The 26,661-nt window shown below is 70.2% G+C and carries 25 protein-coding genes; 3 read left to right on the plus strand and 22 right to left on the minus strand.

All coding sequences use genetic code 11. The features are described 5' to 3' along the window. Window positions 1-78: 78 nt before the first annotated feature. The 3 genes from ACH4TP_RS00985 to ACH4TP_RS00995 all read left to right on the plus strand — a co-directional run bounded on the left by ACH4TP_RS00985 (window position 79) and on the right by ACH4TP_RS00995 (window position 3,881). On the plus strand, window positions 79-1,275 hold the full coding sequence (locus ACH4TP_RS00985; RefSeq protein WP_398435107.1) for a sensor histidine kinase: 1,197 nt from the start codon (window positions 79-81) through the stop codon (window positions 1,273-1,275). Then, window positions 1,272-1,910, plus strand: coding sequence for a response regulator (locus ACH4TP_RS00990; RefSeq protein ID WP_398435109.1), 639 nt, complete (start codon window positions 1,272-1,274; stop codon window positions 1,908-1,910). Before ACH4TP_RS00985 ends, ACH4TP_RS00990 begins: the two co-directional genes overlap by 4 nt. Window positions 1,911-2,033: 123 nt before the next feature. Next, the gene (locus tag ACH4TP_RS00995; RefSeq protein WP_398435110.1) at window positions 2,034-3,881 is read left to right on the plus strand and encodes a glycosyl hydrolase family 18 protein; all 1,848 of its coding nucleotides are present in this window, start codon (window positions 2,034-2,036) and stop codon (window positions 3,879-3,881) included. Between the two features lie 55 nt (window positions 3,882-3,936). On the opposite strand, the gene ACH4TP_RS01000 is transcribed toward ACH4TP_RS00995, so the two are convergent. The 22 genes from ACH4TP_RS01000 to ACH4TP_RS01105 all read right to left on the minus strand — a co-directional run bounded on the left by ACH4TP_RS01000 (window position 3,937) and on the right by ACH4TP_RS01105 (window position 26,660). After that, complete coding sequence (locus tag ACH4TP_RS01000; RefSeq protein ID WP_389236148.1) at window positions 3,937-4,383, minus strand: DUF2550 domain-containing protein; 447 nt, start codon at window positions 4,381-4,383, stop codon at window positions 3,937-3,939. Window positions 4,384-4,529: 146 nt separating this feature from the next. Continuing rightward, window positions 4,530-4,904, minus strand: a complete 375-nt coding sequence (locus tag ACH4TP_RS01005; protein WP_189799849.1) for a F0F1 ATP synthase subunit epsilon — start codon at window positions 4,902-4,904, stop codon at window positions 4,530-4,532. A 111-nt stretch (window positions 4,905-5,015) separates the two neighbouring features. Next, on the minus strand, window positions 5,016-6,458 hold the full coding sequence (gene atpD, locus ACH4TP_RS01010) for a F0F1 ATP synthase subunit beta (protein ID WP_389236150.1): 1,443 nt from the start codon (window positions 6,456-6,458) through the stop codon (window positions 5,016-5,018). Then, a complete protein-coding gene (locus tag ACH4TP_RS01015; protein ID WP_389236152.1) occupies window positions 6,458-7,375 on the minus strand; it encodes a F0F1 ATP synthase subunit gamma in 918 nt (305 codons plus the stop codon). The genes atpD and ACH4TP_RS01015 overlap by 1 nt, the downstream gene beginning before the upstream one ends. Window positions 7,376-7,395: 20 nt before the next feature. Next, complete coding sequence (gene atpA / locus ACH4TP_RS01020) at window positions 7,396-8,991, minus strand: F0F1 ATP synthase subunit alpha (RefSeq protein ID WP_351183844.1); 1,596 nt, start codon at window positions 8,989-8,991, stop codon at window positions 7,396-7,398. Between the two features lie 152 nt (window positions 8,992-9,143). Beyond that, complete coding sequence (locus tag ACH4TP_RS01025) at window positions 9,144-9,959, minus strand: F0F1 ATP synthase subunit delta (RefSeq protein WP_389236154.1); 816 nt, start codon at window positions 9,957-9,959, stop codon at window positions 9,144-9,146. Further along, entirely contained in the window at window positions 9,956-10,501 is a 546-nt protein-coding gene (locus ACH4TP_RS01030; protein WP_398435113.1) for a F0F1 ATP synthase subunit B, read from the minus strand. The genes ACH4TP_RS01025 and ACH4TP_RS01030 overlap by 4 nt, the downstream gene beginning before the upstream one ends. 41 nt (window positions 10,502-10,542) lie before the next feature. Continuing rightward, window positions 10,543-10,809, minus strand: coding sequence for an ATP synthase F0 subunit C (atpE, locus tag ACH4TP_RS01035; protein ID WP_266896688.1), 267 nt, complete (start codon window positions 10,807-10,809; stop codon window positions 10,543-10,545). A gap of 91 nt (window positions 10,810-10,900) precedes the next feature. Next, window positions 10,901-11,710 (minus strand): F0F1 ATP synthase subunit A, encoded by an 810-nt coding sequence (gene atpB, locus ACH4TP_RS01040; protein WP_389236157.1) that lies wholly within the window; start codon window positions 11,708-11,710, stop codon window positions 10,901-10,903. Between the two features lie 225 nt (window positions 11,711-11,935). Continuing rightward, window positions 11,936-12,349, minus strand: coding sequence for a hypothetical protein (locus ACH4TP_RS01045; RefSeq protein WP_389236159.1), 414 nt, complete (start codon window positions 12,347-12,349; stop codon window positions 11,936-11,938). A gap of 266 nt (window positions 12,350-12,615) precedes the next feature. Further along, the gene (locus tag ACH4TP_RS01050; protein ID WP_398435115.1) at window positions 12,616-13,941 is read right to left on the minus strand and encodes an MraY family glycosyltransferase; all 1,326 of its coding nucleotides are present in this window, start codon (window positions 13,939-13,941) and stop codon (window positions 12,616-12,618) included. 107 nt (window positions 13,942-14,048) lie between these two features. Further along, window positions 14,049-15,296 carry a serine hydroxymethyltransferase gene (gene glyA, locus ACH4TP_RS01055; RefSeq protein WP_389236163.1) on the minus strand — a complete coding sequence of 416 codons (1,248 nt, stop codon included), beginning with the start codon at window positions 15,294-15,296 and terminating at the stop codon, window positions 14,049-14,051. Window positions 15,297-15,541: 245 nt separating this feature from the next. After that, window positions 15,542-16,189: a protein-tyrosine-phosphatase gene (locus ACH4TP_RS01060; protein WP_389236165.1), complete on the minus strand. Its 648-nt coding sequence runs from the start codon at window positions 16,187-16,189 to the stop codon at window positions 15,542-15,544. Then, window positions 16,186-16,833: an L-threonylcarbamoyladenylate synthase gene (locus ACH4TP_RS01065; RefSeq protein WP_389236167.1), complete on the minus strand. Its 648-nt coding sequence runs from the start codon at window positions 16,831-16,833 to the stop codon at window positions 16,186-16,188. The genes ACH4TP_RS01060 and ACH4TP_RS01065 overlap by 4 nt, the downstream gene beginning before the upstream one ends. A 34-nt stretch (window positions 16,834-16,867) precedes the next feature. Beyond that, entirely contained in the window at window positions 16,868-17,713 is an 846-nt protein-coding gene (gene prmC / locus ACH4TP_RS01070; protein WP_352028391.1) for a peptide chain release factor N(5)-glutamine methyltransferase, read from the minus strand. 89 nt (window positions 17,714-17,802) lie between these two features. After that, the gene (prfA, locus tag ACH4TP_RS01075; protein ID WP_388845157.1) at window positions 17,803-18,879 is read right to left on the minus strand and encodes a peptide chain release factor 1; all 1,077 of its coding nucleotides are present in this window, start codon (window positions 18,877-18,879) and stop codon (window positions 17,803-17,805) included. Window positions 18,880-18,977: 98 nt separating this feature from the next. After that, window positions 18,978-19,199, minus strand: coding sequence for a 50S ribosomal protein L31 (gene rpmE, locus ACH4TP_RS01080; protein WP_015036196.1), 222 nt, complete (start codon window positions 19,197-19,199; stop codon window positions 18,978-18,980). A 134-nt stretch (window positions 19,200-19,333) separates the two neighbouring features. Next, window positions 19,334-20,428 carry an LCP family protein gene (locus ACH4TP_RS01085; RefSeq protein WP_398435119.1) on the minus strand — a complete coding sequence of 365 codons (1,095 nt, stop codon included), beginning with the start codon at window positions 20,426-20,428 and terminating at the stop codon, window positions 19,334-19,336. A 207-nt stretch (window positions 20,429-20,635) separates the two neighbouring features. Next, the gene (rho, locus tag ACH4TP_RS01090) at window positions 20,636-22,648 is read right to left on the minus strand and encodes a transcription termination factor Rho (RefSeq protein ID WP_398189120.1); all 2,013 of its coding nucleotides are present in this window, start codon (window positions 22,646-22,648) and stop codon (window positions 20,636-20,638) included. 415 nt (window positions 22,649-23,063) lie between these two features. After that, window positions 23,064-23,981, minus strand: a complete 918-nt coding sequence (gene thrB / locus ACH4TP_RS01095) for a homoserine kinase (protein ID WP_389236173.1) — start codon at window positions 23,979-23,981, stop codon at window positions 23,064-23,066. Window positions 23,982-24,290: 309 nt separating this feature from the next. Continuing rightward, window positions 24,291-25,361 (minus strand): threonine synthase, encoded by a 1,071-nt coding sequence (gene thrC, locus ACH4TP_RS01100; RefSeq protein WP_398189124.1) that lies wholly within the window; start codon window positions 25,359-25,361, stop codon window positions 24,291-24,293. A 6-nt stretch (window positions 25,362-25,367) separates the two neighbouring features. Then, the gene (locus ACH4TP_RS01105) at window positions 25,368-26,660 is read right to left on the minus strand and encodes a homoserine dehydrogenase (RefSeq protein WP_398435121.1); all 1,293 of its coding nucleotides are present in this window, start codon (window positions 26,658-26,660) and stop codon (window positions 25,368-25,370) included. Window position 26,661 lies beyond the last annotated feature (1 nt).

A 26,661-nucleotide genomic window follows, 5' to 3' on the forward strand; every position in this document is an offset into this window, starting at 1 on the left:
GCCGGTGACGAAGTGCGTCTACATCGTTCGGCGGAGGGACGGATCGGCCCGGGCGAGGAGGTCCCGGCCCGGTGCGGCATGTTGGATGAGTACGTGACACTCCCCCGCCCGCACCGCGTCGACCTGTTCATCGCCGCCGCCGGACTCGTCGGCGGCCTGATCCTGTGGTGGTTCGGGCTGCACACCCAGGTGGACCGGCTGTTCACCGAGCGCTGGGCGGCCCTGGTGCCGCTCGTGGTGATGTCCGGCTGCGAGGCGGTGCGCCGGACGGCGCCCAGGGCCGCGCTGGGCGTCGGCACGCTCGCGATCGTCGCGGACCAGTTCACGTACGGGAGCCTGGCCACCGTCCTGATGTTCACGGACGTCGTCTACGCGGCCGTCGTGTACGGGCCGACCGCCCACGCCCGCCGCGTCCCCTACACCACCGGGCTCGTCACGATCGGGGTGACGATCGGCTTCCTGGTCTGGTGGGAGAACGCGTACGCGCTGCTCGTCGGCGTCATCACCGGCATGATCTCCTTCCTCCCCGCGATCACCGGCGCGATCGTCCGCAACCACCGCGAGGCGGCCGACGCCGCCCGGCTTCGGGCCGAACAGACCGCGCTGCTCGCCGAGATGGACCGGGCGCAGGCGGTCGTGGCCGAGCGGGCGCGGATGGCGCGCGAGCTGCACGACGTGGTGGCGAACCACCTCTCGGCGATCGCGATCCACTCCACGGCCGCGCTCTCCCTCGACGAACCGGCCACCACCCGGCAGGCGTTGACGGTGATCCGGGAGAACAGCGTGGCGGGTCTCGCCGAGATGCGGCGGCTGATCGGGCTGCTGCGGGACAGCGGCGGGGACGCGGAGCCGGGGGCGGTGCCGAGCCTCGACGCGCTGGACGGTCTGCTCGCCCGGGCCCGTGCGAACGGCGCGTCCGGCGGCCTGGAGTTCGTCCTCCAGGACTCCCGGCCCGCGGGCGGGACCGCCCTGCCGGCGCCCGTGGAGCTGGCGGCGTACCGGATCGTCCAGGAGTCCCTGACGAATGCGGTCAAGCACGCCTCCCCCGGTACGGTCACCGTACGGGTCGGCCTCGGCGACGGGGTCCTGACCGTGGCCGTCGACTCGCCGTACGGGAAGCGGTCCGGGCCGTCGGCGCCCGGGACGGGATCGGGTCTGGTGGGGATGCGGGAGCGGACGGAGCTGCTCGGCGGGGAGTTCCGGGCGGCGGCCTCGGGGGCGGTCTGGCAGGTGCGGGCGGTCCTGCCCGCGGACGAGAAGGCGGGAAACGCATGACGATCCGGGTGGTCGTGGCCGAGGACCAGTCGGCGGTACGGGCGGGGCTCGTGCTGATCCTGGGGAGCGCGCCGGACATCGAGGTGGTCGGCGAGGCGCCGGACGGCGAGCGGGCGGTGGAGCTGGCGCGCGAACTGCGCCCGGACCTGGTCCTGATGGATGTGCAGATGCCCCGGATGGACGGGGTGACGGCGACCGGGATCGTCGTCGCGGAGGGCCTCGCCGACGTCCTCGTCCTGACGACCTTCGACCTGGACGAGTACGTCTTCGGGGCGCTGCGGGCCGGGGCCTCCGGTTTCCTGCTGAAGAACGCGGACGCGAAGGAGCTGATCACCGCGGTGCGGACGGTGGGGCGCGGCGAGGGCCTGATCGCCCCGGCGGTGACGCGGCGGCTGATCGCGGAGTTCGCGGCCCCGAGGCGTCCGGCAGTGGATCCCGCCGTACTGGAGGTGCTGACGCCCCGGGAGCGGGAGGTGCTGTCGGCGCTCGGCCTGGGTCTGTCGAACGCGGAGATCGCGGTGCGTCTGGACATGGCGGAGGCGACGGCGAAGACGCACGTGAGCAAGGTGCTGGGCAAGCTGGGGCTGCGGAGCCGGGTCCAAGCGGCGGTTCTGGCACAGGAGTTGGGGGTTTAGGAGAACTTTGCCGACGATGGTCTGGACCTCTTGACGGTTGGTACAGACCTTTCTACGCTCGCGGGGCGCGCGCATCTCCACGGACCACCCCCACCTTGTCCGTCCGCAACTTGAGGAGCACCGTTGAGCACTCAAGCACCGACGCGCAGAGCAGGGTTCAGAAAGCGGACCGCCGCCGGACTGACCGCCCTGATCCTGCCCCTGGCCGCCCTGGTCGGCCTCGCCTCCCCCGCCGAGGCCGCCACCTCGGCCACCGCGACCTACATCAAGACCCAGGACTGGGGCACCGGCTTCGGCGCCAACTGGACCATCAAGAACACCGGCACCACCACCATCAGCTCCTGGGCCGTCGAGTGGGACTACCCCGCCGGCACCTCCGTCACCTCCGCCTGGGACGCCACCGTCACCAGCTCCGGCACCCACTGGACCGCCAAGAACGTCGGCTGGAACGGCACCCTCGCCCCCGGCGCCTCCGTCTCCTTCGGCTACAACGGCGCGGGCCCCGGCGCGCCCACCGGCTGCAAGGTCAACGGCGCTTCCTGCGACGGCACCACCGTGCCGGGCGACAACCCGCCCTCGGCCCCCGGCACCCCGGTCGCCTCGAACATCACCGACACCTCGGCCAAGCTCACTTGGACCGCGGCCACCGACGACAAGGGCGTCAAGAACTACGACGTCCTGCGCGACGGCACCAAGGTGACCACCACCACCGGCCTCACCTTCACGGACAGCGGCCTCACCGCCGGCACCGACTACTCGTACACCGTCGTCGCCCGCGACACCATCGACCAGACCGGACCCGCCGCCGGCCCGGTCGCCGTCCACACCACCGGCGGAGGCGGCGGCCAGCCCCTCCCGAACGCCGTGAAGATGGGCTACTTCACCAACTGGGGCGTCTACGGCCGCAACTACCACGTGAAGAACATCGTGACCTCGGGCTCCGCGTCCAAGATCACCCACATCAACTACGCCTTCGGCAACGTCACCGGCGGCAAGTGCGCCATCGGCGACTCCTACGCCGACTACGACAAGGCCTACACCGCCGACCAGTCCGTCGACGGCGTCGCCGACACCTGGGACCAGCCGCTGCGCGGCAACTTCAACCAGCTGCGCAAGCTGAAGAAGCTCTACCCGAACATCAAGGTCATCTGGTCCTTCGGCGGCTGGACCTGGTCCGGCGGCTTCGGCCAGGCCCTGCAGAACCCGACCGCCTTCGCCCAGTCCTGCTACGACCTGGTCGAGGACCCGCGCTGGGCCGACGTCTTCGACGGCATCGACCTGGACTGGGAGTACCCCAACGCCTGCGGTCTGTCCTGCGACACCAGCGGCGCGGCCTCCTTCAAGACCATGATCCAGGCCATGCGCGCCAAGTTCGGCGCCAACGCCCTGGTCACCGCGGCCGTCACGGCCGACGCCTCCGACGGCGGCAAGATCGACGCCGCCGACTACGCGGGCGCCGCGCCGTACATGAACTGGTTCAACGTCATGACGTACGACTTCTTCGGCGCCTGGGCGGCGAAGGGCCCGACGGCCCCGCACTCCCCGCTCACCTCGTACGCCGGCATCCCTCAGCAGGGCTTCAACTCGGCCGAGGCCATCGCCAAGTACAAGGCCAAGGGCGTCCCCGCCAACAAGCTGCTGCTCGGCATCGGCTTCTACGGCCGCGGCTGGACCGGCGTCACCCAGGCCGCCCCCGGCGGCACGGCCACCGGCCCCGCGCAGGGCACGTACGAGCAGGGCATCGAGGACTACAAGGTCCTCAAGAACTCCTGCCCGGCCACCGGCACCGTCGCGGGCACCGCGTACGCCTACTGCGGCACCAACTGGTGGAGCTACGACACCCCCGCCACCGTGAACGCGAAGATGAGCTGGGCCAAGAACCAGGGCCTCGGCGGCGCGTTCTTCTGGGAGTTCAGCGGTGACACCAGCAACGGCGAGCTGGTCGGCGCCATCAACACCGGCCTGAGCTAGGCCGGGAAAGCCGAAGCGGGGACGGCGCAGCACGCCGTCCCCGCTTCTTCATGCCTCAGGCGACATTCACCCTCTGCCCGGGAGGCGCCGCCTCCAGCCAGGCCATGAAACCCGTCCGGGCGTCCTCGCTCATCGCGAGCTCCATGCGGACGCCCTCGTACATACAGGGCTGGATCACGGAGTCGGAGAGCAGCGCGAGCTCCTCCTCGCCCTCCGGCATCCGGCGCTCCAGGGCCACGATGGACGAGCGCTCCAGGACGCGGCGCGGGCGGGGCGAGTACGAGAAGACACGGAACCAGGCGATCTCGTCACCGCTGTAGCGGGCGACCCCGTACACCCAGCCCTTGCCGGTCGGATCCGGCTCGTCGGGGACGTCCCAGCGCAGCGAACAGTCGAACGTGCCGCCGGCGCGCTGGATCAGTCTCCGGCGCGTGCCGAAGACGAAGAGCCCGATCACCACCAGTGCGACGACGATGCCGCACACGAGCAGAGCGAGGAACATCTTCACCGACCTCCTCGCTGCGTCCCGTGGCCGGCACGGCCGGCAGAACCGAATACAACCTGCATCTGCATCGCCTCAGCCGCGACACGGTCCGGAAAATTCCGGATCGTGCCGCGGCTGAGGGCACTCCTGCTCGGTGCGGTCCGCTAGCGGACCGATACCGCGCGCAGCCGGACCTCGGCGCGCCGCTCGGCGGCGGCGTCGGAGTCCGTCTTCGCACGCTCCAGCGCGCGCTCGGCGCGCTGGGCGTCGATCTCGTCCGCCAGCTCGCAGATCTCCGCGAGCAGAGACAGCTTGTCGTCGGCGAACGAGATGAATCCTCCGTGGACGGCGGCGACGACGGTCGCGCCCTCGCTCGTACGGATGGTCACCGGGCCCGACTCCAGCACACCGAGCAGCGGCTGGTGGCCGGGCATGACGCCGATGTCGCCGGAGGTGGTACGCGCGATGACCAGGGTGGCCTCGCCGGACCAGACACTCCGGTCCGCGGCGACCAGCTCGACGTGCAGCTCAGCAGCCAAGGGTGGCTCCTCGGGTCACCACCCGGCGGTCGTGCCGGGTGTTGGGGTCAATTCTAGGGGGCGTGGAGAGGGGGACGGGACGGATCCCGTCCCCCTCGGTGAGCACGGGGCTCAGGAGACGCCGAGCTCCTTGGCGTTGTTCTTGAGGTCCTCAAGGCCACCGCACATGAAGAACGCCTGCTCCGGGAAGTGGTCGAACTCACCGTCGCAGATCGCGTTGAACGCGGCGATCGACTCGTCGAGCGGAACGTCCGAACCGTCCACGCCGGTGAACTGCTTCGCCGCGTGGGTGTTCTGGGACAGGAATCGCTCGACACGGCGGGCGCGGTGGACGGTGATCTTGTCCTCCTCGCTCAGCTCGTCGATACCGAGGATCGCGATGATGTCCTGGAGGTCCTTGTACTTCTGCAGGATTCCCTTGACGCGCGTGGCGGCGTCGTAGTGGTCCTGCGCGATGTAGCGCGGGTCCAGGATCCGGGACGTGGAGTCCAGCGGGTCCACGGCCGGGTAGATGCCCTTCTCGGAGATCGGACGGGAGAGAACCGTCGTCGCGTCGAGGTGGGCGAAGGTGGTCGCCGGCGCCGGGTCGGTGAGGTCGTCGGCGGGGACGTAGATCGCCTGCATCGAGGTGATCGAGTGACCACGGGTCGAGGTGATGCGCTCCTGGAGGAGACCCATCTCGTCGGCCAGGTTCGGCTGGTAACCCACCGCGGAGGGCATGCGGCCGAGCAGGGTCGAGACCTCGGAACCGGCCTGCGTGAAGCGGAAGATGTTGTCGATGAAGAACAGCACGTCCTGCTTCTGCACATCGCGGAAGTACTCCGCCATGGTCAGACCGGCGAGGGCGACACGGAGACGGGTGCCCGGGGGCTCGTCCATCTGGCCGAAGACCAGGGCGGTCTTGTCCAGAACGCCGGAGTCGGCCATCTCGTGGATGAGGTCGTTGCCCTCACGGGTGCGCTCACCCACGCCGGCGAAGACGGAAACACCCTCGTGCAGCTTCGCCACACGCATGATCATTTCCTGGATCAGAACGGTCTTGCCGACACCGGCACCACCGAACAGACCGATCTTTCCACCCTTGACGTACGGGGTGAGAAGGTCGACGACCTTCAGGCCGGTCTCGAACATCTCGGTCTTCGACTCGAGCTGGTCGAACGCCGGGGCCTTGCGGTGGATGGACCAGCGCTCGCTGACCTCCGACTCCGCCTCGGGCTCGTTCAGGATCTGGCCCAGCGTGTTGAACACGCGACCCTTGGTGACGTCGCCGACGGGCACCGTGATGCCGTCGCCGGTGTCGACCACGGGGGCCTGGCGGACCAGACCGTCGGTGGGCTGCATCGAGATGGTGCGGACGATGCCGTCACCGAGGTGCTGCGCGACCTCGAGGGTCAGCGTCTTGAGCGCGCCCTCCTCGGCCGGGTCGGCGACCTGCACGTGCAGGGCGTTGTAGATCTCCGGCATCGCGTCGACGGGGAACTCCACGTCGACGACCGGGCCGATGACCCGGGCGACGCGGCCCGTGGCGGCGGCCGTCTCAACAGTGGTCGTCATTACTTGTCACTCCCCGCGGTCGCGTCGGCCAGGGCTGCGGTGCCACCGACGATCTCGCTGATTTCCTGGGTGATTTCGGCCTGTCGGGCCGCGTTGGCAAGTCGGGAGAGGTTGTTGATCAAGTCTCCCGCGTTGTCGGTGGCCGACTTCATCGCGCGGCGCGTGGCGGCGTGCTTGGAGGCAGCCGACTGGAGCAGCGCGTTGTAGATCCGGCTCTCGACGTAGCGCGGCAGGAGGGCGTCGAGGACGTCCTCCGCCGACGGCTCGAAGTCGTACAGCGGACGGAGGGTGTCCGGCTCGCCGGCCTCCTTCGCCACCTCGTCGAGGCTGAGGGGCAGCAGCCGGGCCTCGACCGCCGTCTGGGTCATCATCGAGACGAACTCGGTGTAGACGATGTGGAGCTCGTCCACACCACCCTCGGCCGTGTCCTTCTCGATCGCCTCGATCAGCGGTGCCGCGATCTTCTTGGCGTCCGCGTACGTGGGCTCGTCCGTGAAGCCGGTCCACGTGTCGGTCAGCTTCCGCTCACGGAAGTTGAAGTGCGACACACCGCGGCGGCCGACGACATAGATGTCGACCGTGCGGCCCTCGCCCTCCAGCTTCTTGATGAGCTGCTCCGCCGCCTTGATGGCGTTGGAGTTGAAGGCACCGGCCAGACCGCGGTCGCTCGAGAGGAGCAGGACCGCGGCACGGCTCGGGTTCTCCGCCTCGGTGGTCAGCGGGTGCTTGTCGTTCGCACCCGTGGCCACCGCCGTGACCGCGCGCGTGAGCTCGGTCGCGTACGGAGTCGACGCCTGCACCTTGCGCTGCGCCTTGACGACACGCGAGGCGGCGATCATCTCCATCGCCTTGGTGATCTTCTTCGTCGCGGTGACGGATTTGATGCGACGCTTGTAGACCCGGAGCTGCGCTCCCATGAGTCAGGTCCCTTCCGTCGTCACTTCGAGACGTTGACGGCGGGAGCGTCCGCGCCCAGCAGCTTGCCGTCAGACGTCTCGAACTGCTGCTTGAACTCCGCGATGGCGTCGGCGACGGCCGTCAGGGTGTCGTCCGACATCTTCTTGCCCTCACGGATGGAGGTCATGAGACCGGAGTGGTTCTGGCGCAGGTACGCCAGGAGCTCGGCCTCGAAGCGACGGATGTCGGCGACCGGGACGTCGTCCATCTTGCCGGTGGTACCGGCCCAGACGGAGACGACCTGGTTCTCGGTGGGCATCGGCTGGTACTGAGCCTGCTTGAGCAGCTCGACCATGCGCTGACCGCGCTCCAGCTGCGCCTTCGAGGCCGAGTCCAGGTCGGAACCGAAGGCCGCGAAGGCCTCCAGCTCACGGAACTGGGCCAGGTCCACGCGGAGGCGGCCGGCGATCTGCTTCATGGCCGGGTGCTGGGCGGAGCCACCGACACGGGAGACCGAGATACCGACGTTCAGGGCCGGGCGCTGGCCGGCGTTGAACAGGTCGGACTCCAGGAAGCACTGGCCGTCGGTGATGGAGATGACGTTGGTCGGGATGAACGCCGAGACGTCGTTGGCCTTCGTCTCGACGACCGGCAGACCGGTCATCGAGCCCGCGCCCAGCTCGTCCGAGAGCTTCGCGCAGCGCTCGAGGAGACGGGAGTGCAGGTAGAAGACGTCACCCGGGTAGGCCTCACGGCCCGGCGGGCGGCGCAGCAGCAGCGACACGGCGCGGTAGGCGTCGGCCTGCTTCGACAGGTCGTCGAAGACGATCAGGACGTGCTTGCCCTGGTACATCCAGTGCTGACCGATGGCGGAACCGGTGTACGGCGCCAGGTACTTGAAGCCGGCCGGGTCGGACGCCGGGGCGGCGACGATCGTCGTGTACTCGAGCGCGCCGGCCTCTTCCAGGGCGCCGCGAACGGACGCGATGGTCGAGCCCTTCTGGCCGATGGCGACGTAGATGCAGCGGACCTGCTTGTTCACGTCGCCCGAGCGCCAGTTGTCGCGCTGGTTGATGATCGTGTCGACACACAGAGCGGTCTTGCCGGTCTGACGGTCACCGATGATCAGCTGACGCTGACCACGGCCGACCGGCGTCATGGCGTCGACGGCCTTGTAGCCGGTCTCCATCGGCTCGTGCACCGACTTACGGGCCATAACGCCCGGGGCCTGCAGTTCGAGGGCGCGGCGGCCCTCGGTCGCGATCTCGCCGAGACCGTCGATCGGGTTACCGAGCGGGTCGACGACGCGACCCAGGTAGCCCTCACCGACACCGACGGAGAGGACCTCGCCGGTGCGCTGCACCGACTGACCCTCCTCGATGCCGCTGAACTCGCCGAGGACGATCGCACCGATCTCGCGCTCTTCGAGGTTCAGCGCGAGACCGAGGGTCCCGTCCTCGAACTTCAGCAGCTCGTTCGCCATGGCGGAGGGAAGACCCTCCACCTTCGCGATGCCGTCACCGGCCAGGCTGACCGTGCCGACCTCCTCGCGCGAGGCCGCGTCCGGCTGGTACGACTGGACGAAGTTCTCCAGTGCGTCCCGGATCTCCTCCGGCCGGATCGTGAGCTCCGCCATCTGGGTTCCCTGCTCTCCTTGTTGGGCCCGAAGTTTCTTAAGGGGTCTGGGGGCCGACCCCCAGGAATCTTCTGCAATCTCTGCACGGCCCAACCGGGCCGCTGGTGATGCTGTGTTGCTGTGCTGCCTTGGTGCTGCTGTGGTCGCGGCCGTCAGCCGGCCAGTCGACGGGTCGCCTCGCCGAGGCGCTCCGCGATGGAACCGTCGATGACCTCGTCGCCGACGCGCACCGTGATCCCGCCGAGGACCGCGGGGTCCACGTCCAGGTTCAGGTGCATCTCGCGGCCGTACAGCTTCGCCAGGACGGCACCGAGGCGCTGCTTCTGCCGGTCCGACAGCGGCACCGCCGAGGTGACGACGGCGACCATCCGGTCCCGGCGCGCCGCGGCGAGCTTGGACAGGGACTCGAGTCCCGCTTCCAGGCTACGTCCCCGGGGCTGGGTCACCAGACGGACGACCAGACGCTCGGTGGTCGCGTGGGCCTTGCCGCCGAGCAGGCTGCGGAGCAGCGTGCCCTTCGCGGTGGCCGTGGCGGCCTTGTCCGTCAGCGCCGAGCGGAGCTCGGTGCTGGAGGACACGATCCGGCCGAACCGGAACAGCTCGTCCTCGACGTCGTCGAGCGCGCCCGCCTTCTGCGCCGCGGTGAGGTCGGCGGTGTTCGCCAGCTCCTCGGCCGCGTCGACGAGGTCGCGCGAACGCGACCAGCGGGAACGCACCATGCCCGAGACCAGGTCGACGGTCTCGCCGCCCACCTGACCGCGGAGGAGTCGCTGCGCGAGCTCGGCCTTGGCCTCACCCGGCTGGGCGGGGTCGGTCAGGACCCGGCGCAGCGACACCTCGCGGTCGAGCAGCGCGGTGACGGCAGCCAGCTCGTCCGCGAGCTTCGTCGCGTCGACCGGCGTGTTGTCGGTCAGCGCGTCGAGGGACTCACGGGCGGCGGCCAGTGCCTCGCGGCTCGCTCCGTTCATCGGACAGCCTCCACCTTCTCCTCGAGCTCGTCGAGGAAGCGGTCGATGGTGCGGCTCTGGCGGGCGGTGTCCTGGAGGGACTCGCCGACCAGCTTGCCGGCCAGGTCGGTGGCGAGCTTGCCCACGTCCTGGCGCAGCGACGCGGACGCGGCCTTGCGGTCGGCCTCGATCTGCGCGTGGCCGGCCGCGATGATCTCCTCGCGCTGGCGCTGGCCTTCCGCCTTCATCTCCTGGATGATCGCGGTGCCCTGCTCCGTCGCCTCCTGGCGAAGACGCGCGGCCTCGTGGCGGGCCTCGGCGAGCTGGGCCTTGTACTGCTCCAGCACACTCTGAGCCTCGATCTGGGCCGACTCGGCCTTCTCGATGCCACCCTCGATGGCCTCGCGGCGCTCGTCCAGAACCTTGTTGATGTTCGGGAGAAGCTTCTTGGCGAGGAAGCCGAAGACGATGACGAAGGCGATCAGGCCGATGACGAGCTCATCGAGATGCGGGATGAGCGGAGGCTGGGGCTCCGCCGCTTCCGCAAGAAGCAGAGCGTTCACATCAGTGCCTTCCGTAAAAAGAATCGGGCAGTCGGTCCGGCTTACTGGTAGACGAAGCCCATGACGATGCCGATGAGGGCGAGCGCCTCACAGAAGGCGAAGCCCATGATCTGGTTGGTACGGATGAGACCGGCGGCCTCGGGCTGGCGGGCGAGGGCCTGCGTACCGTTGCCGAAGATGATGCCGACGCCGACGCCGGGGCCGATCGCGGCGAGGCCGTAACCGATCGAGGCGACGTTGCCGACGACGTTGGTCTTGGCGCTACCTTCGCCAGCGGCGAGGTTGATCATGTCGAGAGCAGCGGACATGCCGATACTTCCTTCTCTGTTCAATGACCCGATGGGGGTTGGCCACCGGACGACTGATGGTTTCGGGGGTGGAGCTACGGGGCAGGGAGGCTCAGTGGTGCTCGGAGAGCGCGCCCTGGACGTAGCTGCAGGCCAGGAGGACGAAGACGTACGCCTGGACGGCCTGGATGAAGAGCTCGAAGGCGGTCATCACGAGAACCATCACGAACGAGGCGCCGGCGTAGACGAAGCCCAGGCCGTTCATGAGGTACCAGGTGGCCAGCGAGAACATCACGATCAGCAGGTGACCGGCGAACATGTTCGCGAACAGTCGCACCGCGTGCGTGAAGGGCCGGATGAGCAGGTTCGAGAAGAACTCGAGCAGCATGATGAGCGGGAGGATCGCACCCAGGGACTTGTCGTACCCGAGGATGTTCTTCCAGGCACCGACGAAGCCGTGCTTCTTGAAGGTCAGCGCCACCCACATGACGTACACGATCAGCGCGAGGGCCGCCGGGAAGGCGATCAGCGAGGTGACCGGGAACTGGGCGACCGGAATGATCGACCAGAGGTTCATGATCCAGACGAAGAAGAACAGCGACACCATGAAGGGGACGTACTTCTCGCCGTCCTTCTTGCCGATGATCTCGTAGACGATGCCGCGGCGCACGAAGTCGTAGCCGGCCTCGCCGACCATCTGCATCTTGCCGGGGATCAGCTTGGGCTTGTTGAAGGCGGCCCAGAAGAACCCGACGACCACGATGGAGCCGAGGACGGCGAGCAGCATCGGCTTGGTGATGTCGATGCCGCCCACCGTGGCGATGGGCTCGTACATGAACGTGTGCAGGCCCGGCGCCGGGAAGCCACATCCAGAGAAGATGTGGCAATCCGGGTCGAAGGCAAGCGTCTGGTCAGCACTCACCGCGGGCTCCTTCAGCGTGGCGCATAGGTACGGCAACCTCGTTGTGTCGGCGCGGCGCGCAGCCGCGGGTCGGCACTGGACTGGTCTTACGGATAAGGGGGCGGCGGTTCGGCGTCGAGCCTCTCGCTGGGGCAGGCGCCGTTTCGGATGCCCGCGTCCGCAGTGCCGCAGTTGGCACCGGACGATAGCAGGAAGCCGAACGCGGCTTTATCCCGGCCCTACCCTTCACGACTTGGACCCCGTGTTTCCGGGGTCGATGTACGTGATCTTGGCCTTCATGTAGGCCCGGGCCTGTGCGGCGACCCACACCACGGTCGTCGCGAGCAGCGTGAAGGCGAAGGCCTTGAAGTCGAACAGCGTCGTGTTCTTCAGCAAGGCCAGGAAGATGAAGAGCACCAGCAGCTGGGCCGTGTAGAGCATGAGCCCCATGGCCTGGAAGAGGTGCGGAAGCGACTTCGCCGTCCGCTGGAGAACCAGCTGCCCGATCCCCATGAAGAGGATGACCACCAGGGTGCCGACGACGGCACCGATCGCACCCTTGCCCCCGGCGACCACGCCGCTGATGACCGTGGCGACGGCGCCGACGGCTGCGGTGGGTACGGCGGTGTGCAGAAGGATGCGTGCGTCGTTCGACGGCATGGCGGTGTCTCCGCTTGCTCTTGGAGGGGGCGATGGTGTCGTCATGGACGAGCGTAATCCCGGTCCGAGGTGGGTCTCGGGGCCAACAGACCGTCGCACTACGGTCTTTCGGCACTGTCGCCGGGTCTCGTGAACCGTATCACAAACTATTTGAATAGGTCTTTACTCGTAAGGTGTGCCAACAGTCACACATGAGAGTGACCCTGCGCGTGTGTGCGCGACAGCAGGGCAAGTTGTCTGCTATAGCCCCCGAATGAGGCTTTTCGTCAACCGCGCGCCCCGGCCTTACTCCTGTCGGAGAAGCGCGAACGGTGACCGATGGCGGTCGCCCCGTTGACCCCGGCGGGCACGGGCTCCCGCTCCTCCTCGACCACCTCCGAGGACTCTCCCGGCTCCACGGCCCCGACCGGCACGGCGGCCGGCTTGCGGCGGCGGTAGCGGGGCGGGACGACGGACTGGGCCCAGCGCGGGGCGCGCGGCGTGAAGCGCGGCAGCAGGAGCAGCACCAGGCCGATCGCGCTGAGCCCGGTGATGGCGAGGACGATCCACATCGAGGTCGAGTGGACCGAGTAGGCCAGCGTGCCGAAGGCGATGAGCGCCGACCAGAAGTACATGATCAGCACCGCGCGGCTGTGCGAATGCCCGATCTCCAGGAGCCGGTGGTGCAGATGGCCGCGGTCGGCCGCGAACGGCGACTGGCCCTTCCACGTGCGGCGCACGATCGCGAGGACCAGGTCCGCCATCGGGATCGCGATGATCGTCAGCGGCAGCACGAGCGGGATGAAGACGGGCAGGGCGGCGTGCGTGGCCTGCCGGGTCGAGCCCTCGAAGATCTTCAGCGCGTCGGGGTCGACCTGGCCGGTGATCGAGATGGCGGAGGCGGCCAGGATCAGGCCGATCAGCATCGAGCCGGAGTCGCCCATGAAGATCCGCGCCGGGTGCATGTTGTGCGGGAGGAAGCCCAGGCACATGCCCATGAGGATGGCGGCGAAGAGGGTCGCGGGGGCGGCCGCCTCGATCGTGTAGCCGTACCAGAGGCGGTACGCGTACAGGAAGAAGGCCGCGGCGGCGATGCAGACCATGCCGGCGGCGAGGCCGTCGAGGCCGTCGACGAAGTTCACGGCGTTGATGGTGAGGACCACCAGGGCGACCGTCAGGAGCGTGCCCTGCCAGGGGGTCAGGGCCACCGTGCCGACGCCGGGGATCGGCAGCCACAGGATCGTCAGACCCTGCGCGACCATCACGCCGGCGGAGATCATCTGCGCGCCCAGCTTGATGAGCGCGTCCAGCTCGAACTTGTCGTCGAGGACGCCGATCAGCCAGATCAGGGCGGCGCCGGAGAGCAGCGCGCGGGGCTCGTTGGACTGCTCGAAGACGCTGTTCAGGTTCTGCAGGTGGTCGGCGACGAGGAGTCCCGCGCACAGCCCGAAGAACATGGCGATGCCACCGAGCCGCGGAGTCGGTTCTCGGTGCACGTCGCGGGCGCGGATCTCCGGCATCGCCCCGGTGGCGATGGCGAACTTCCGCACCGGACCGGTGAGCAGATAGGTCACCGCGGCCGTGACACAGAGCGTCAGCAGGTAATCACGCACGGGCTGCCCCACAGGAATCGCTGGCCATCTCAGCCCCACACCCTAGCCGTGCCGTCCATGTGCTTGGAGACACGCGTGCCTCCCGAACGGTTGCGCTCGCTCTTCCGTCAGGGCCCATACGGGGGAAATCGGGAGGTCAGCTCCCGTACTTCCGCGCGTACCCGGGCCGTTTCCCCGGGGTCGTCGCGCAACGCGACGGTGAACAGTGCGGCAATTCTCGCCATCTCCGGGGAGCCCATCCCCTGGGTGGTGACGGCGGCGGTGCCGAGCCGGATCCCGCGGCCCTCCCCGTACGGCAGGGCGCAGGTGTCGAGCACCATGCCGGCGGCGGCGAGCCGGGCGCGCGCGGTGCGGCCGTCGACGCCGAGCGGGGTGGAATCGGCGGTGATCAGATGGGTGTCCGTCCCTCCGGTGGTCACCGCGAAGCCCTCGGCGGCGAGCGCGGAGGCGAGGACCCTGGCGTGTTCGACCACCTGATGGGCGTACGCGGTGAACGCCGGGGTGGACGCCTCGCCGAAGGCCACCGCCTTCGCCGCGATCGTGTGCATCTGGGCGCCGCCCTGCGTGAACGGGAACACCGCCCGGTCGATCCGGTCCGCCAGCTCCTCGCCGCACAGGACCATCCCGCCGCGCGGGCCGCGCAGCACCTTGTGCGTCGTCGCGCAGACCACGTCGGCGTACGGGACGGGGCTGGGGGCCGCTCCCCCGGCGACGAGGCCGATGGGGTGGGCGGCGTCGGCGATCAGATAGGCCCCGACCTCGTCGGCGATCTCCCGGAACAGCGCGTAGTCGAGATGGCGCGGATACGAGATCGATCCGCAGACGATCGCCTTCGGGCGGTGGTGGCGGGCGAGCGCGGCGACCTGCTCGTAGTCGACGAGCCCGGTCTCGGCGTCGACGCCGTACGGCACGAAGTCGAACCACCGGCCGGAGAAGTTCGCGGGCGACCCGTGCGTGAGGTGCCCGCCGTGGTTCAGCCCCATGGCCAGAACCGTGTCACCGGGCCTGAGAAGGGCCGCGTACGCCGCCAGGACGGCCGAGGAGCCCGAGTGGGCCTGTACGTTCGCGTGGTCGGCTCCGAAGAGCGCGGTGGCCCGTCCCACGGCGATCCGCTCCACGGCGTCGGCGTACTCGCAGCCGCCGTGGTGCCGCGCGCCCGGATAGCCCTCGGCGTACTTGTTCGCCAGCGGCGAGCCGAGCGCCGCGAGCACCGCCCGCGAGGTGAAGTTCTCCGCCGCGATCAACTGCAGACTGTCCGCCTGCCTCCGCGCCTCACCGAGCAGCACATCGGCGACCTCGGGGTCCTGCCGGCGCAGGACGTCGAGTTCCTCATCGGGGGGCGCGGTGACCGACATGTCACCAATGTAGGCGCGCCCCTCCACCCCCGCCCGTCAGCGCTCGGCGCTGACACCCGTCAGGGCCGTCACCACGGGGTCCAGCGCCTGGTTGATCTCGTCGCCGATCGAGCGGAAGAAGGCGATCGGGGCGCCGTAGGGGACCCGATCCCCGACGCGCCCCTCGCACCGCTCGGCCCCGAGGGGGCCTCCCGGGCTTCGGGACGCTGCGGCGGCCTCCGACCGCCGGGCGTGGCCGAGGGCCGTCAGCGCTCGGCGCTGACACCCGTCAGGGCCGTCACCACGGGGTCCAGGGCCTGGTTGATCTCGTCGCCGATCGAGCGGAAGAAGGTGATGGGGGCGCCGTAGGGGTCGTTGACCTCGTCGGCGTCCACCGAGGGGGCGAGGAGCCACCCGCGTAGAGCCGCGGCGGCGCGGACCAGGGCGCGGGCGCGTTCCACCATGCCCTCGTCGCGCGGGTCCGGCAGGGTGGCGGGGTCGATCGCGCGGACCAGGCGGGTGAACTCCTTCAGGGTGAAGGTGCGCAGGCCCGCCGAGTGGCCCATCGAGATGACCTGCGCGCGGTGGTCGCGGGTCGCGGTCAGGACGAGGTCGGCGCGGATGACGTGCTCGTCGAGGAGCTCGCGGCCGACGAAGCCGCTGTAGTCCGCGCCGAAGTCGGCGAGGACCAGTTCCGCGTTGGTCTCCATCGGGGCGCCCTCGTGGCCCCAGGTGCCCGCGCTCTCCACGATCAGGCCACCGCCGAGGGGGTCCCCGAGGCGGACGCTCAGGGCATGGCGGGTCAGCCGCTCGGTGATCGGCGAGCGGCAGACGTTGCCGGTGCTGACGTGGAGTATGCGGAAGGTGTCGCTGTTCTCGTGCCCCGCTATGCCACGCCCCTCAGGCGCGGTCAACTGGCCACCTCGAGGTCGGGTACGACCTTCCGGAGCTCCTCCGGGGAGAGCGCGCCCTCCCGCAGCAGCACCGGCACCTTGCCCGTGACGTCGACGATGGACGAGGGGACGATGCCGGGCGTCGGGCCGCCGTCGAGGTAGACGGAGACGGAGTCGCCGAGCATCTGCTGCGCCGCGTCGCAGTCCTCCGGCGCCGGGTGGCCGGTGAGGTTGGCCGAGGAGACGGCCATCGGGCCGACCTCGGTGAGCAGCTCGATCGCGACCGGGTGCAGCGGCATCCGGATGGCGACGGTCCCCCGGCTGTCGCCCAGGTCCCACTGGAGGGACGGCTGGTGCTTGGCGACGAGGGTGAGCGCGCCGGGCCAGAAGGCGTCGACGAGCTCCCAGGCCTGCTCGGAGAAGTCGGTGACCAGGCCGTGGAGGGTGTTCGGGGAGCCGATGAGCACGGGCGTGGGCATGTTGCGGCCGCGGCCCTTGGCGGCGAGCAGGTCGCCGACGGCCTCGCCGCTGAAGGCGTCCGCCCCGATCCCGTACACGGTGTCGGTGGGCAGCACGACCAGCTCGCCCCGGCGGACGGCGGACGCGGCCTCGCGCAGACCGGTCGCGCGGTCGGTCGCCTCGTTGCAGTCGTATCGCCGTGCCATCAGCTCCCGGCCTCCTCGTGTGCGTCGTGCGTGGTCATGGCATCGCCTTGCGGGCGGTCGCGAAGCGCGGCCGGTTGTTCAGGTCCGGGTGGTCGGCGGCGTCGGCCCAGCCGGCCTCCTCGTTGAAGATCCACGGCACCTGCCCGCCCTGCGTGTCCGCGTGCTCGATGACGACGAGGCCGCCGGGGCGCAGCAGCCGGTGGGCGGTGCGCTCGATGCCGCGGATGGTGTCGAGGCCGTCCTCGCCGGAGAAGAGGGCCATCTCCGGGTCGTGGTCGCGGGCCTCGGGCGCCACGTACTCCCACTCGGTGAGCGGGATGTACGGCGGGTTGGAGATGACCAGGTCGACCTGTCCGTCCAGCTCGGGGAGGGCGGTGAGCGCGTCTCCCTCGTGCAGCACCACCCGGGAGCCCTCGACGTTCTTGCGGGTCCACGCGAGCGCGTCCTCGGACAGCTCCACGGCGTGCACCCGCGAGCGGGGCACCTCCTGGGCGAGCGCGAGGGCGATCGCCCCGGAGCCGGTGCACAGGTCGACGATGAGCGGTTCGACGACGTCCATGGCGCGTACGGCGTCTATGGCCCAGCCGACGACCGACTCGGTCTCCGGGCGGGGCACGAAGACGCCGGGCCCCACCTGGAGCTCCAGGTAGCGGAAGAACGCCCGGCCGGTGATGTGCTGGAGCGGTTCGCGGGCCTCGCGGCGGGCGACGGCCTCCCAGTAGCGGGCGTCGAAGTCCGCGTCCTTGACGTTGTGCAGCTCCCCCCGCTTGACGCCGTGCACGAACGCGGCGAGCTCCTCGGCGTCGAAACGCGGTGAGGGAACGCCGGCGTCGGCCAGCCGCTGGGTGGCCTGGGCCACCTCGGCAAGCAGCAGGTTCACGCTGGTCCTCCGTGGTGCGGGGTGGGGCTTGAGGGGGGCCTTACGCTGCGGGCTTCGCCCGCCTTGCGCTGCGGCGGGTCTCGCCCGCCTTACGCTGCGGCGAGCTTCGCCGCCGAGTCGGCGTCGACGCAGGCCTGGATCATCGCGTCCAGGTCGCCGTCGAGGACCTGGTCCAGGTTGTACGCCTTGAAGCCGACGCGGTGGTCGGAGATCCGGTTCTCCGGGAAGTTGTACGTGCGGATCTTCTCGGACCGGTCGACGGTGCGGACCTGGCTGCGGCGGGCGTCCGCGGCCTCGGCCTCGGCCTTCTCCTGGGCGGCGGCGAGGAGCCGGGAGCGCAGGATGCGCATCGCCTGCTCCTTGTTCTGGAGCTGGCTCTTCTCGTTCTGGCAGGAGGCGACGATGCCGGTCGGCAGGTGCGTGATGCGGACCGCGGAGTCGGTGGTGTTGACCGACTGGCCGCCGGGGCCGGACGAGCGGTAGACGTCGATGCGCAGGTCGTTGGCGTGGATCTCGACGTCGACCTCCTCGGCCTCGGGCGTGACGAGCACGCCGGCGGCGGAGGTGTGGATGCGGCCGGCGGACTCGGTGGCGGGCACGCGCTGGACGCGGTGCACCCCGCCCTCGTACTTGAGCCGGGCCCAGACGCCCTGGCCGGGCTCGGTGGCGCCGTTGCCGCCCTTGGTCTTCACGGCGACCTGGACGTCCTTGTAGCCGCCGAGCTCGGACTCGGTGGCGTCGATGATCTCGGTCTTCCAGCCGACGCGCTCGGCGTACCGCAGGTACATCCGGAGGAGGTCGCCGGCGAAGAGGGCGGACTCGTCGCCGCCCGCGCCCGCCTTGATCTCCAGGATGACGTCCTTGTCGTCGCTGGGGTCGCGCGGAACGAGGAGCAGGCGGAGCTTGTCGGTGAGCTCCTCGCGCTGCTTCTCCAGCTCCTTGACCTCGGCGGCGAAGTCGGGGTCGTCGTGCATCAGCTCGCGGGCCGTCTCGATGTCGTCACCGGTCTGCTTCCAGGAGCGGTAGGTGGCGACGATCGGGGTCAGCTCGGCGTAGCGCTTGTTGAGCTTGCGCGCGTTGGCCTGATCGGCGTGGACCGAAGGGTCCGCGAGCCTGGTCTCGAGGTCGGCGTGCTCGCCGACCAGTTCCTCGACCGCCTCGAACATCGGGGGCTCCTGGGTTTTCGTGGGTTGCTACGGGACGGCAAAGCGCCGGTCCCGGCCACCCCCGCACGGGGGCAGCCGAAGACCGGCGCAGTGGCTCGCTACTTGGCGGAGCCGGCAGCCTTGCCGAAGCGGGCCTCGAAGCGGGCCACGCGGCCGCCGGTGTCGAGGATCTTCTGCTTGCCCGTGTAGAACGGGTGGCACTCGGAGCAGACCTCGGCACGGATGGTGCCCTCGGTCAGGGTGCTGCGGGTGGTGAACGACGCGCCACAGGTGCAGCTGACCTGGGTCTCGACGTACTCGGGGTGGATCTCGCGCTTCAAGGTGTCTCCTAGTTTCGGGAGGGCGCCGGGTCGCCGCCGCGGGTTGCGGACAGCGTGAACCGGGGCCGACGTACCAGTCTGCCAGGACCGGCCGCATCTCCCCAAACCGGGGGCGGTCCGGATGTATTCCCCGGCTACCTGACCACGCCCCCGGCCTTGCCGGTGGCGGCGTCCTTCGTGGCCGACGCGGGGATCGGCAGGTCGCTCTTGAGGGCCTTCCAGACCTGTGCGGCCTGGGCTTCGAGGGGGACGACGCGGTTGGGGTCCCGGGGGTCGTACTCGACGGGCAGGGTGACCATGTGGACGTTCTGGGAGCCGATGCCGGCGAGGCCCTTGGCGAAGCCCGTCAGCTCCTGGACGGAGTCGAGTTCGGAGTCGGGCGTGATGGCCTTGGTGGCGGCGTCGGCGAGCCCGTACAGCTTGGCGGGGTTCGAGAAGACGCCGACGTCCTTGACCTGGTTCATGAAGGCCTTCATGAAGGCCTGCTGGAGCTGGATGCGGCCGAGGTCGCTGCCGTCGCCGACGCTCTTGCGCGTGCGGACGAGGCCGAGGGACTGCTCGCCGTCGAGGGTGTGCGTGCCCGGGGGGAGGTCGAGGTGGCTCTTGGGGTCCTGGATGGCCCGGGTGGTGGTGATCTCGACGCCGCCGAGTTCGTCGATGAGCTTCTTGAAGCCGGTGAAGTCGACCTCGAGGTAGTGGTCCATGCGGATGCCGGACATCGACTCGACGGTCTTGACGGCGCAGGCGGGGCCGCCGACCTCGTACGCGGTGTTGAACATGGCGCGCCGCTCGCCGGGGACGGCGGTCCCCTTCGCGTCGGTGCAGGCGGGCCGGGTGACGAGGGTGTCGCGGGGTATGGAGACCACGCTGGCCTTCTTGTGGCCCTCGTAGACGTGCACGACCATCGCGGTGTCGGAGCGGGCGCCGCCCTCGTCCTTGCCGTAGGCGCCGTTGTCGCCGGAGCGGGAGTCGGAGCCGAGGACGAGGATGTCGAGGGAGCCGTTGTCGACGTCGTCGGGGCGCTCCTTGCCGAGCTGGGCGTTGATGTCGACGCCCTTCAGGTTGCCGTCGAGCTTGAAGTAGACGTAGCCGAGTCCGGCGCCGCCGAGGAGGAGGACCGCGGCGGCCCCCGATATGAGGATCGGCGCCTTGCGCCGCTTGGCGGGCGGTTTGCGGCGTCGGCCGCTGCCCGCGCCGCGCGCGCGGCCGCTCTTGCTCTGCTCGGTCATCGTCTTTCCCTCGGGCCTCGGTTTCACCTGCTGTGACGGTGAAGCACCCGAAAGGGTTGCATATGACCCTGTGAGGTTTGGGTGAGCTTTGCCCGGAAACAGCACTGCGCCCACCGTGCGGAACACGGTGGGCGCAGTGGTTTACGCAGGTCACGACGGGGTTACGAGCGCGGTGCCCGTTTCTCGTCGTGTGACGCGGATCTCGCCTCAGTCGTTGTTGCCGCCCGGCGTCGTCTTCTGGATCTGGAGCAGGAACTCGCCGTTCGACTTCGTCTGCTTGAGCTTGTCGAGCAGCAGCTCGATCGCCTGCTGCTGGTCGAGCGCGTGGAGCACGCGACGCAGCTTCCAGGTGATGGAGAGCTCGTCGCTGCCGAGGAGGATCTCCTCCTTGCGCGTGCCCGAGGCGTCGACGTCGACGGCCGGGAAGATGCGCTTGTCGGCGAGCTTCCGGTCGAGCTTGAGCTCCATGTTGCCGGTGCCCTTGAACTCCTCGAAGATCACCTCGTCCATCCGCGAGCCGGTGTCGACCAGCGCGGTGGCCAGGATGGTCAGCGAGCCGCCGTCCTCGATGTTGCGCGCGGCACCGAAGAAGCGCTTCGGCGGGTAGAGCGCGGTCGAGTCGACACCACCGGACAGGATGCGGCCGGAGGCGGGCGCCGCGAGGTTGTACGCGCGGCCCAGGCGGGTGATCGAGTCGAGCAGGACGACCACGTCGTGACCCAGCTCGACGAGGCGCTTGGCGCGCTCGATGGCCAGCTCGGCGACGGTGGTGTGGTCCTCGGCCGGACGGTCGAAGGTCGAGGAGATGACCTCGCCCTTGACCGACCGCTGCATGTCGGTGACCTCTTCCGGACGCTCGTCGACCAGGACGACCATCAGGTGGCACTCGGGGTTGTTGTGCGTGATCGCGTTGGCGATCGCCTGCATGATCATGGTCTTGCCGGTCTTCGGCGGGGCCACGATCAGACCGCGCTGACCCTTGCCGATCGGCGACACGAGGTCGATGATGCGGGTGGTCAGCACGCCCGGGTCCGTCTCCAGGCGGAGGCGGTCCTGCGGGTAGAGCGGGGTCAGCTTGTTGAACTCCGGGCGGCCGCGGCCGGAGTCGGCGGCCATGCCGTTGGCGGAGTCCAGGCGGACCAGCGCGTTGAACTTCTCGCGGCGCTCGCCCTCCTTCGGCTGGCGCACGGCGCCGGTGACGTGGTCGCCCTTGCGCAGGCCGTTCTTGCGGACCTGGGCGAGGGAGACGTACACGTCGTTCGGGCCGGGCAGGTAGCCGGAGGTCCGGATGAACGCGTAGTTGTCGAGGATGTCGAGGATGCCCGCGACGGGGATCAGGACGTCGTCGTCGGCGACCTGCGGCTCGCCGGCCTGGAAGTCGTCACGGCCACGACGGCCGCGGCGGTCGCGGTAGCGGCCGCGACGACCGCGACGGCCGCCCTCGAAGTCGTCCTCGTCCTGCGGGCCGGCCTGCTGGCCGCCCTGCTGGCCCTGGGCGCCCTGGCCCTGCTGGCCGCCCTGGCGCTGGCGCTGGCCGCCCTGGCCGCCGCCCTGCTGCTCGTCGCCCTTGCGGTCGCGCTGGCGGTCACGGCGGTCACGGCGGTCGCCGCGCTCCCCGCGGTCGCGGCGGCCGCGGCCCTCGGCGCCGTCGACGGCGCCCTCGGCCCTGGCGTCGGCCTGCGGCTCGGCCTTGACCTCGCGGGTCTCGGTACGGGCCTCGGTCTTGACGATCTGGGCGGCCTCGGCCTTGGCCTCGCCCTCCGGCGAACCGGCGGGGGCGGTGGCACGGCGACGGCGGCGCTCACCGGCCGGGGCGTCGTCGGCGGCGGGCTGGCCCGGGATGTCGATCTGCTGCTGGGCGACGGCCTTCTCGGCCTTCTCCGCCTTCGGCGCGGCGGCCTCGGCGGTCTCGCCCGTGCGGGCCTTGGAGGTGGCGCGGCGCTTCGGCTTGGCGTCGGCGGCGTCGGCGGTCTTGGCGGGGGCGGCGGAGCCTCCGGCCTGCGCCTCCTTGATGACCTCGATCAGCTGGCTCTTGCGCATCCGCGCGGTGCCCCTGATGCCGAGGCCGGACGCGACCTGCTGCAGCTCGGCCAGGACCATGCCGTCGAGGCCGGTGCCGGAGCGGCGGCGCCGTGCGGTGCCCGTGGCACCTGCGGCGGGCGCGGCGGTGTCGACACTGCTGTCGGCAGTCACGCCCATCAGATCGGTGGTGTCGCTCACGAAGGGTCCTTCCCTGGAGCGGACGTCGGCCATCTGGCTCGGCGACCGGTTGTGCTGTCCGGCAGGGTCCTGGTTCTTGGACCGTGTCCGGGGCGGTGGTCCCGCCGGGTACGGCGGAGAGAGAACGTGCTGGGTCCGGCCCGAGCGCCCCCTGCTCGGCCCTCGACTCGAAGAAGAGCGAGGGGTGTCGTGCCGGTTCCGGAGCGTGCTCAAAACTGCTCAGGCAGGCTGCTCAGGCAGTTGGGGAGGCTCCCGGAAGAATGGGTGGTCCCTGATGGGGACACTCCGCACCGCTCCACAAAGAGGTCGGGTGCAGACTTGAGGTTAACACTACCGGCTCCAACAAACATTCCCCCTCTCCCTCACCGGCAATCTCCTGTCCGAGGCGCTGCCCGGCGCCCCGGCCGCCACACGCCTAGGGCGCCAGCGGCAGGACGCTCGCTCCGGACGCGTCGAGGTCGAGCCGGTTCGCGGCCCAGCCCTCGCCCGCGAGGCGGGCGACCTTGTCGGCCGTCCCGTGTTCGGCCAGCGCGAGGACCGTGGGGCCCGCGCCGGAGATGACCGCGGGGACGCCGTCCGCGCGCAGCCGGTTCACCAGGGCGATGCTCTCGGGCATCGCGGGGGCCCGGTACTCCTGGTGCAGCCGGTCCTCGGTGGCCGCGAGCAGCAGCTCGGGGCGGCGGGTCAGCGCCTCGACGAGGAGGGCGGCGCGGCCGGCGTTGGCGGCGGCGTCCACGTGCGGGACGGTGCGCGGCAGGAGTCCGCGGGCGGTCTCGGTCAGTACGGGCTTGCCGGGGACGAAAACCACCGGAACGATGGAATCCGAGGGATCCATCCTGATCGCCTTCGCGGCGCCGGACTCGGTCCAGGCGAGCGTGAATCCGCCGAGCAGACAGGCGGCGACGTTGTCGGGGTGGCCCTCGATCTCGGTGGCCAGCTCCAGGAGGGCGGCCTCGTCGAGCCGGGCGTCCCCGCCTATGGTCACGGCGCGGGCGGCGACGATGCCGGCGCAGATGGCGGCGGAGGAGGAGCCGAGGCCGCGGCCGTGCGGGATGCGGTTGGCGCAGACGACCTCGAGGCCGCGCGGCTGTCCGCCGAGCAGGTCGAAGGCCGTGCGCAGGGAGCGTACGAGCAGGTGGCTCTCGTCGCGCGGGAGCGTCTCGGCGCCCTCACCGGCGATGTCGACGTGCAGCCCGGAGTCGGCGACCCGGACGACGACGTCGTCGTAGAGCCCCAGCGACAGGCCGAAGGCGTCGAAGCCCGGGCCGAGGTTGGCGCTGGTGGCGGGGACGCGCACCCGTACGGCGGCGGCGCGGAACGCTGGACCGGCCATCGCTCGTTGACTCTCCTTGATCGCGAAAACGGTGTTTCAGACAACGGGTATTCAAGACGAAGTACTCGGAGACCCGGGGGCCGGGGGCCGTTTCGGCCGCGGAGGCGACAACGGCAACGACACCGCGCATATGCGACGGGGCGGGTTCGGTACAGCCTATCGAAGGAAGGTTCTGTGGCGACATAGGGCGCACAGGAGGCGCACGATGCGTGTCGCGAGCCATCCTGTGCGCCTATGTAGGTTCCTGATCGGGTTTCACCCGATCAGGAACCGGCGGGACTTGCCTGTTCCCGGCCCCTGGCCCGTTTTTCAGGCCAGGCCGAGGCGCTCGGCGGCGGCCGCGGCGTCGACCGGGACGGTGACCGGCTGCGGCGCGCCGGCGACGGCCCAGTCGGGGTCCTTGAGGCCGTTGCCGGTGACGGTGCAGACGATCTTCTGGCCGGGGTCGACCTTGCCCTGCGCGGCGGCCTTCAGCAGACCGGCGACCGAGGCGGCCGAGGCGGGCTCGACGAAGACGCCCTCCTGGGCGGCCAACAGGCGGTAGGCCTGGAGGATCTCACGGTCCGTCACCTCGTCGATGAAGCCGCCCGACTCGTCGCGCGCGGCGATCGCGTAGTCCCACGAGGCCGGGTTGCCGATGCGGATCGCGGTGGCGATCGTCGAGGGGTCCTTGACGACCTCGCCGCGCACGAGCGGGGCGGAGCCGGAGGCCTGGAAGCCCCACATGCGCGGGCGGTGGGTGGCGAGGCCGTCGGCGGCGTACTCGCGGTACCCCTTCCAGTACGCCGTGATGTTGCCGGCGTTGCCCACGGGCAGGACGTGGATGTCGGGGGCGTCGCCCAGCATGTCCACGATCTCGAACGCGGCGGTCTTCTGGCCCTCGATGCGGACCGGGTTGACCGAATTGACCAGCGCCACCGGGTAGTTCTCGGAGAGGCCGCGGGCCAGGGTCAGGCAGTCGTCGAAGTTGCCGTCGACCTGGAGGATCTTCGCGCCGTGCACGAGGGCCTGGCCCATCTTGCCGAGCGCGATCTTGCCCTGCGGGACGAGCACGGCCGACACCATGCCCGCGCGCACCGCGTAGGCGGCGGCGGAGGCGGAGGTGTTGCCGGTGGACGCGCAGATGACGGCCTGCGCGCCCTCCTCCTTGGCCTTGGAGATGGCCATGGTCATGCCCCGGTCCTTGAAGGAGCCGGTGGGGTTGGCGCCCTCGACCTTGAGGTGCACCTCGCAGCCCGTGCGCTCGGAGAGGACCTGAGCGGGGACGAGCGGCGTGCCGCCCTCACGGAGCGTGACGACCGGCGTCGTGTCCGTGACCGGAAGGCGGTCCCGGTACTCCTCGATGATGCCGCGCCACTGGTGGGTGCCCTTGTGGGTCATGGGTCCTTACTCCCCTTCAACACGCATGATGCTGGCGACACCGCGCACGGTGTCGAGCTTGCGCAGCGCCTCGACGGTCCCGGAGAGGGCGGCGTCGGGCGCGCGGTGGGTGACGACGACGAGCGATGCCTCGCCGTCCTTGCCCTGCTGGCGCACCGTATCGATGGATACGCCGTGCTCGGCGAAGACCGTCGCGACCTGGGCGAGGACGCCCGGCTTGTCGGCCACGTCGAGGCTGATGTGGTACCGCGTGACGACCTCGCCCATGGAGCTCACGGGCAGCTGGGTGTACGCGGACTCGCCGGGGCCCGTCGCCTCGTTGAGACGGTTGCGGCAGACGGCGACGACGTCGCCGAGAACGGCCGAGGCGGTCGGCGAGCCGCCCGCCCCGGGGCCGTAGAACATGAGCTGCCCGGCGGCCTCCGCCTCGACGAAGACCGCGTTGTACGCCTCGCGGACGGAGGCCAGCGGGTGGCTGAGCGGGATCATCGCGGGGTGCACGCGCGCGGTGACGGACCCGCCGTCGGCGGCCCGCTCGCAGATCGCGAGCAGCTTGATGGTGCAGCCCATCTGCTTGGCGGAGGCGAAGTCCGCGGCGGTGACCTCGGTCATGCCCTCGCGGTAGACGTCGTCGAGGCGCACGCGCGTGTGGAAGGCGATCCCGGCGAGGATGGCGGCCTTGGCGGCGGCGTCGAAGCCCTCGACGTCGGCGGTGGGGTCGGCCTCGGCGTACCCGAGGGCGGTGGCCTCGTCGAGCGCCTCGGAGTAGCCGGCGCCGGACGTGTCCATCTTGTCGAGGATGAAGTTCGTCGTGCCGTTGACGATGCCCATCACCCGGTTGATCTTGTCGCCGGCGAGGGACTCGCGCAGCGGCCGGATCAGCGGGATGGCGCCGGCGACGGCGGCCTCGTAATAGAGGTCCTGGCCGTGCTGCTCGGCGGCGGCGTACAGGCTCGCGCCGTCCTGGGCGAGCAGCGCCTTGTTCGCCGAGACGACGGAGGCGCCGTGCTCGAAGGCGGTGGTGATGAGGGTGCGGGCCGGCTCGATCCCGCCGATGACCTCGACGACGACGTCGATGTCCCCGCGTTTGACGAGGGCGGTCGCGTCGGTGGTGATCAGCTCGGCGGGGACTCCCCCGCGGACCTTGTCGGGCCGGCGGACGGCCACGCCGGCGAGCTCGACCGGCGCGCCGATGCGCGCGGCGAGGTCGTCGGCGTGCGTCGTCATGATGCGCGCCACCTCTGAGCCGACCACACCACAGCCCAGCAGCGCCACCTTCAGCGGACGCGTACGCATCATC

The sequence above is a fragment of the Streptomyces sp. NPDC021012 genome (genome assembly GCF_044333355.1).
Classification (GTDB): Bacteria; Actinomycetota; Actinomycetes; order Streptomycetales; family Streptomycetaceae; genus Streptomyces.

Coding starts and splice junctions, on each gene's coding strand:
- ACH4TP_RS01025 (WP_389236154.1), bottom strand. CDS start 9,959: ATGAACGGAGCGAGCCGCGAGGCACTGGCCGCCGCCCGTGAGTCCCTC.
- ACH4TP_RS00990 (WP_398435109.1), top strand. CDS start 1,272: ATGACGATCCGGGTGGTCGTGGCCGAGGACCAGTCGGCGGTACGGGCG.
- ACH4TP_RS01085 (WP_398435119.1), bottom strand. CDS start 20,428: ATGACCGAGCAGAGCAAGAGCGGCCGCGCGCGCGGCGCGGGCAGCGGC.
- ACH4TP_RS01105 (WP_398435121.1), bottom strand. CDS start 26,660: ATGATGCGTACGCGTCCGCTGAAGGTGGCGCTGCTGGGCTGTGGTGTG.
- ACH4TP_RS00985 (WP_398435107.1), top strand. CDS start 79: ATGTTGGATGAGTACGTGACACTCCCCCGCCCGCACCGCGTCGACCTG.
- ACH4TP_RS01015 (WP_389236152.1), bottom strand. CDS start 7,375: ATGGGAGCGCAGCTCCGGGTCTACAAGCGTCGCATCAAATCCGTCACC.
- ACH4TP_RS01000 (WP_389236148.1), bottom strand. CDS start 4,383: ATGTTCCTCGCTCTGCTCGTGTGCGGCATCGTCGTCGCACTGGTGGTG.
- ACH4TP_RS01045 (WP_389236159.1), bottom strand. CDS start 12,349: ATGCCGTCGAACGACGCACGCATCCTTCTGCACACCGCCGTACCCACC.
- atpE (WP_266896688.1), bottom strand. CDS start 10,809: ATGTCCGCTGCTCTCGACATGATCAACCTCGCCGCTGGCGAAGGTAGC.
- thrB (WP_389236173.1), bottom strand. CDS start 23,981: ATGGCCGGTCCAGCGTTCCGCGCCGCCGCCGTACGGGTGCGCGTCCCC.
- atpA (WP_351183844.1), bottom strand. CDS start 8,991: ATGGCGGAGCTCACGATCCGGCCGGAGGAGATCCGGGACGCACTGGAG.
- ACH4TP_RS01065 (WP_389236167.1), bottom strand. CDS start 16,833: ATGGCACGGCGATACGACTGCAACGAGGCGACCGACCGCGCGACCGGT.
- thrC (WP_398189124.1), bottom strand. CDS start 25,361: ATGACCCACAAGGGCACCCACCAGTGGCGCGGCATCATCGAGGAGTAC.
- glyA (WP_389236163.1), bottom strand. CDS start 15,296: ATGTCGGTCACCGCGCCCCCCGATGAGGAACTCGACGTCCTGCGCCGG.
- prfA (WP_388845157.1), bottom strand. CDS start 18,879: ATGTTCGAGGCGGTCGAGGAACTGGTCGGCGAGCACGCCGACCTCGAG.
- atpD (WP_389236150.1), bottom strand. CDS start 6,458: ATGACGACCACTGTTGAGACGGCCGCCGCCACGGGCCGCGTCGCCCGG.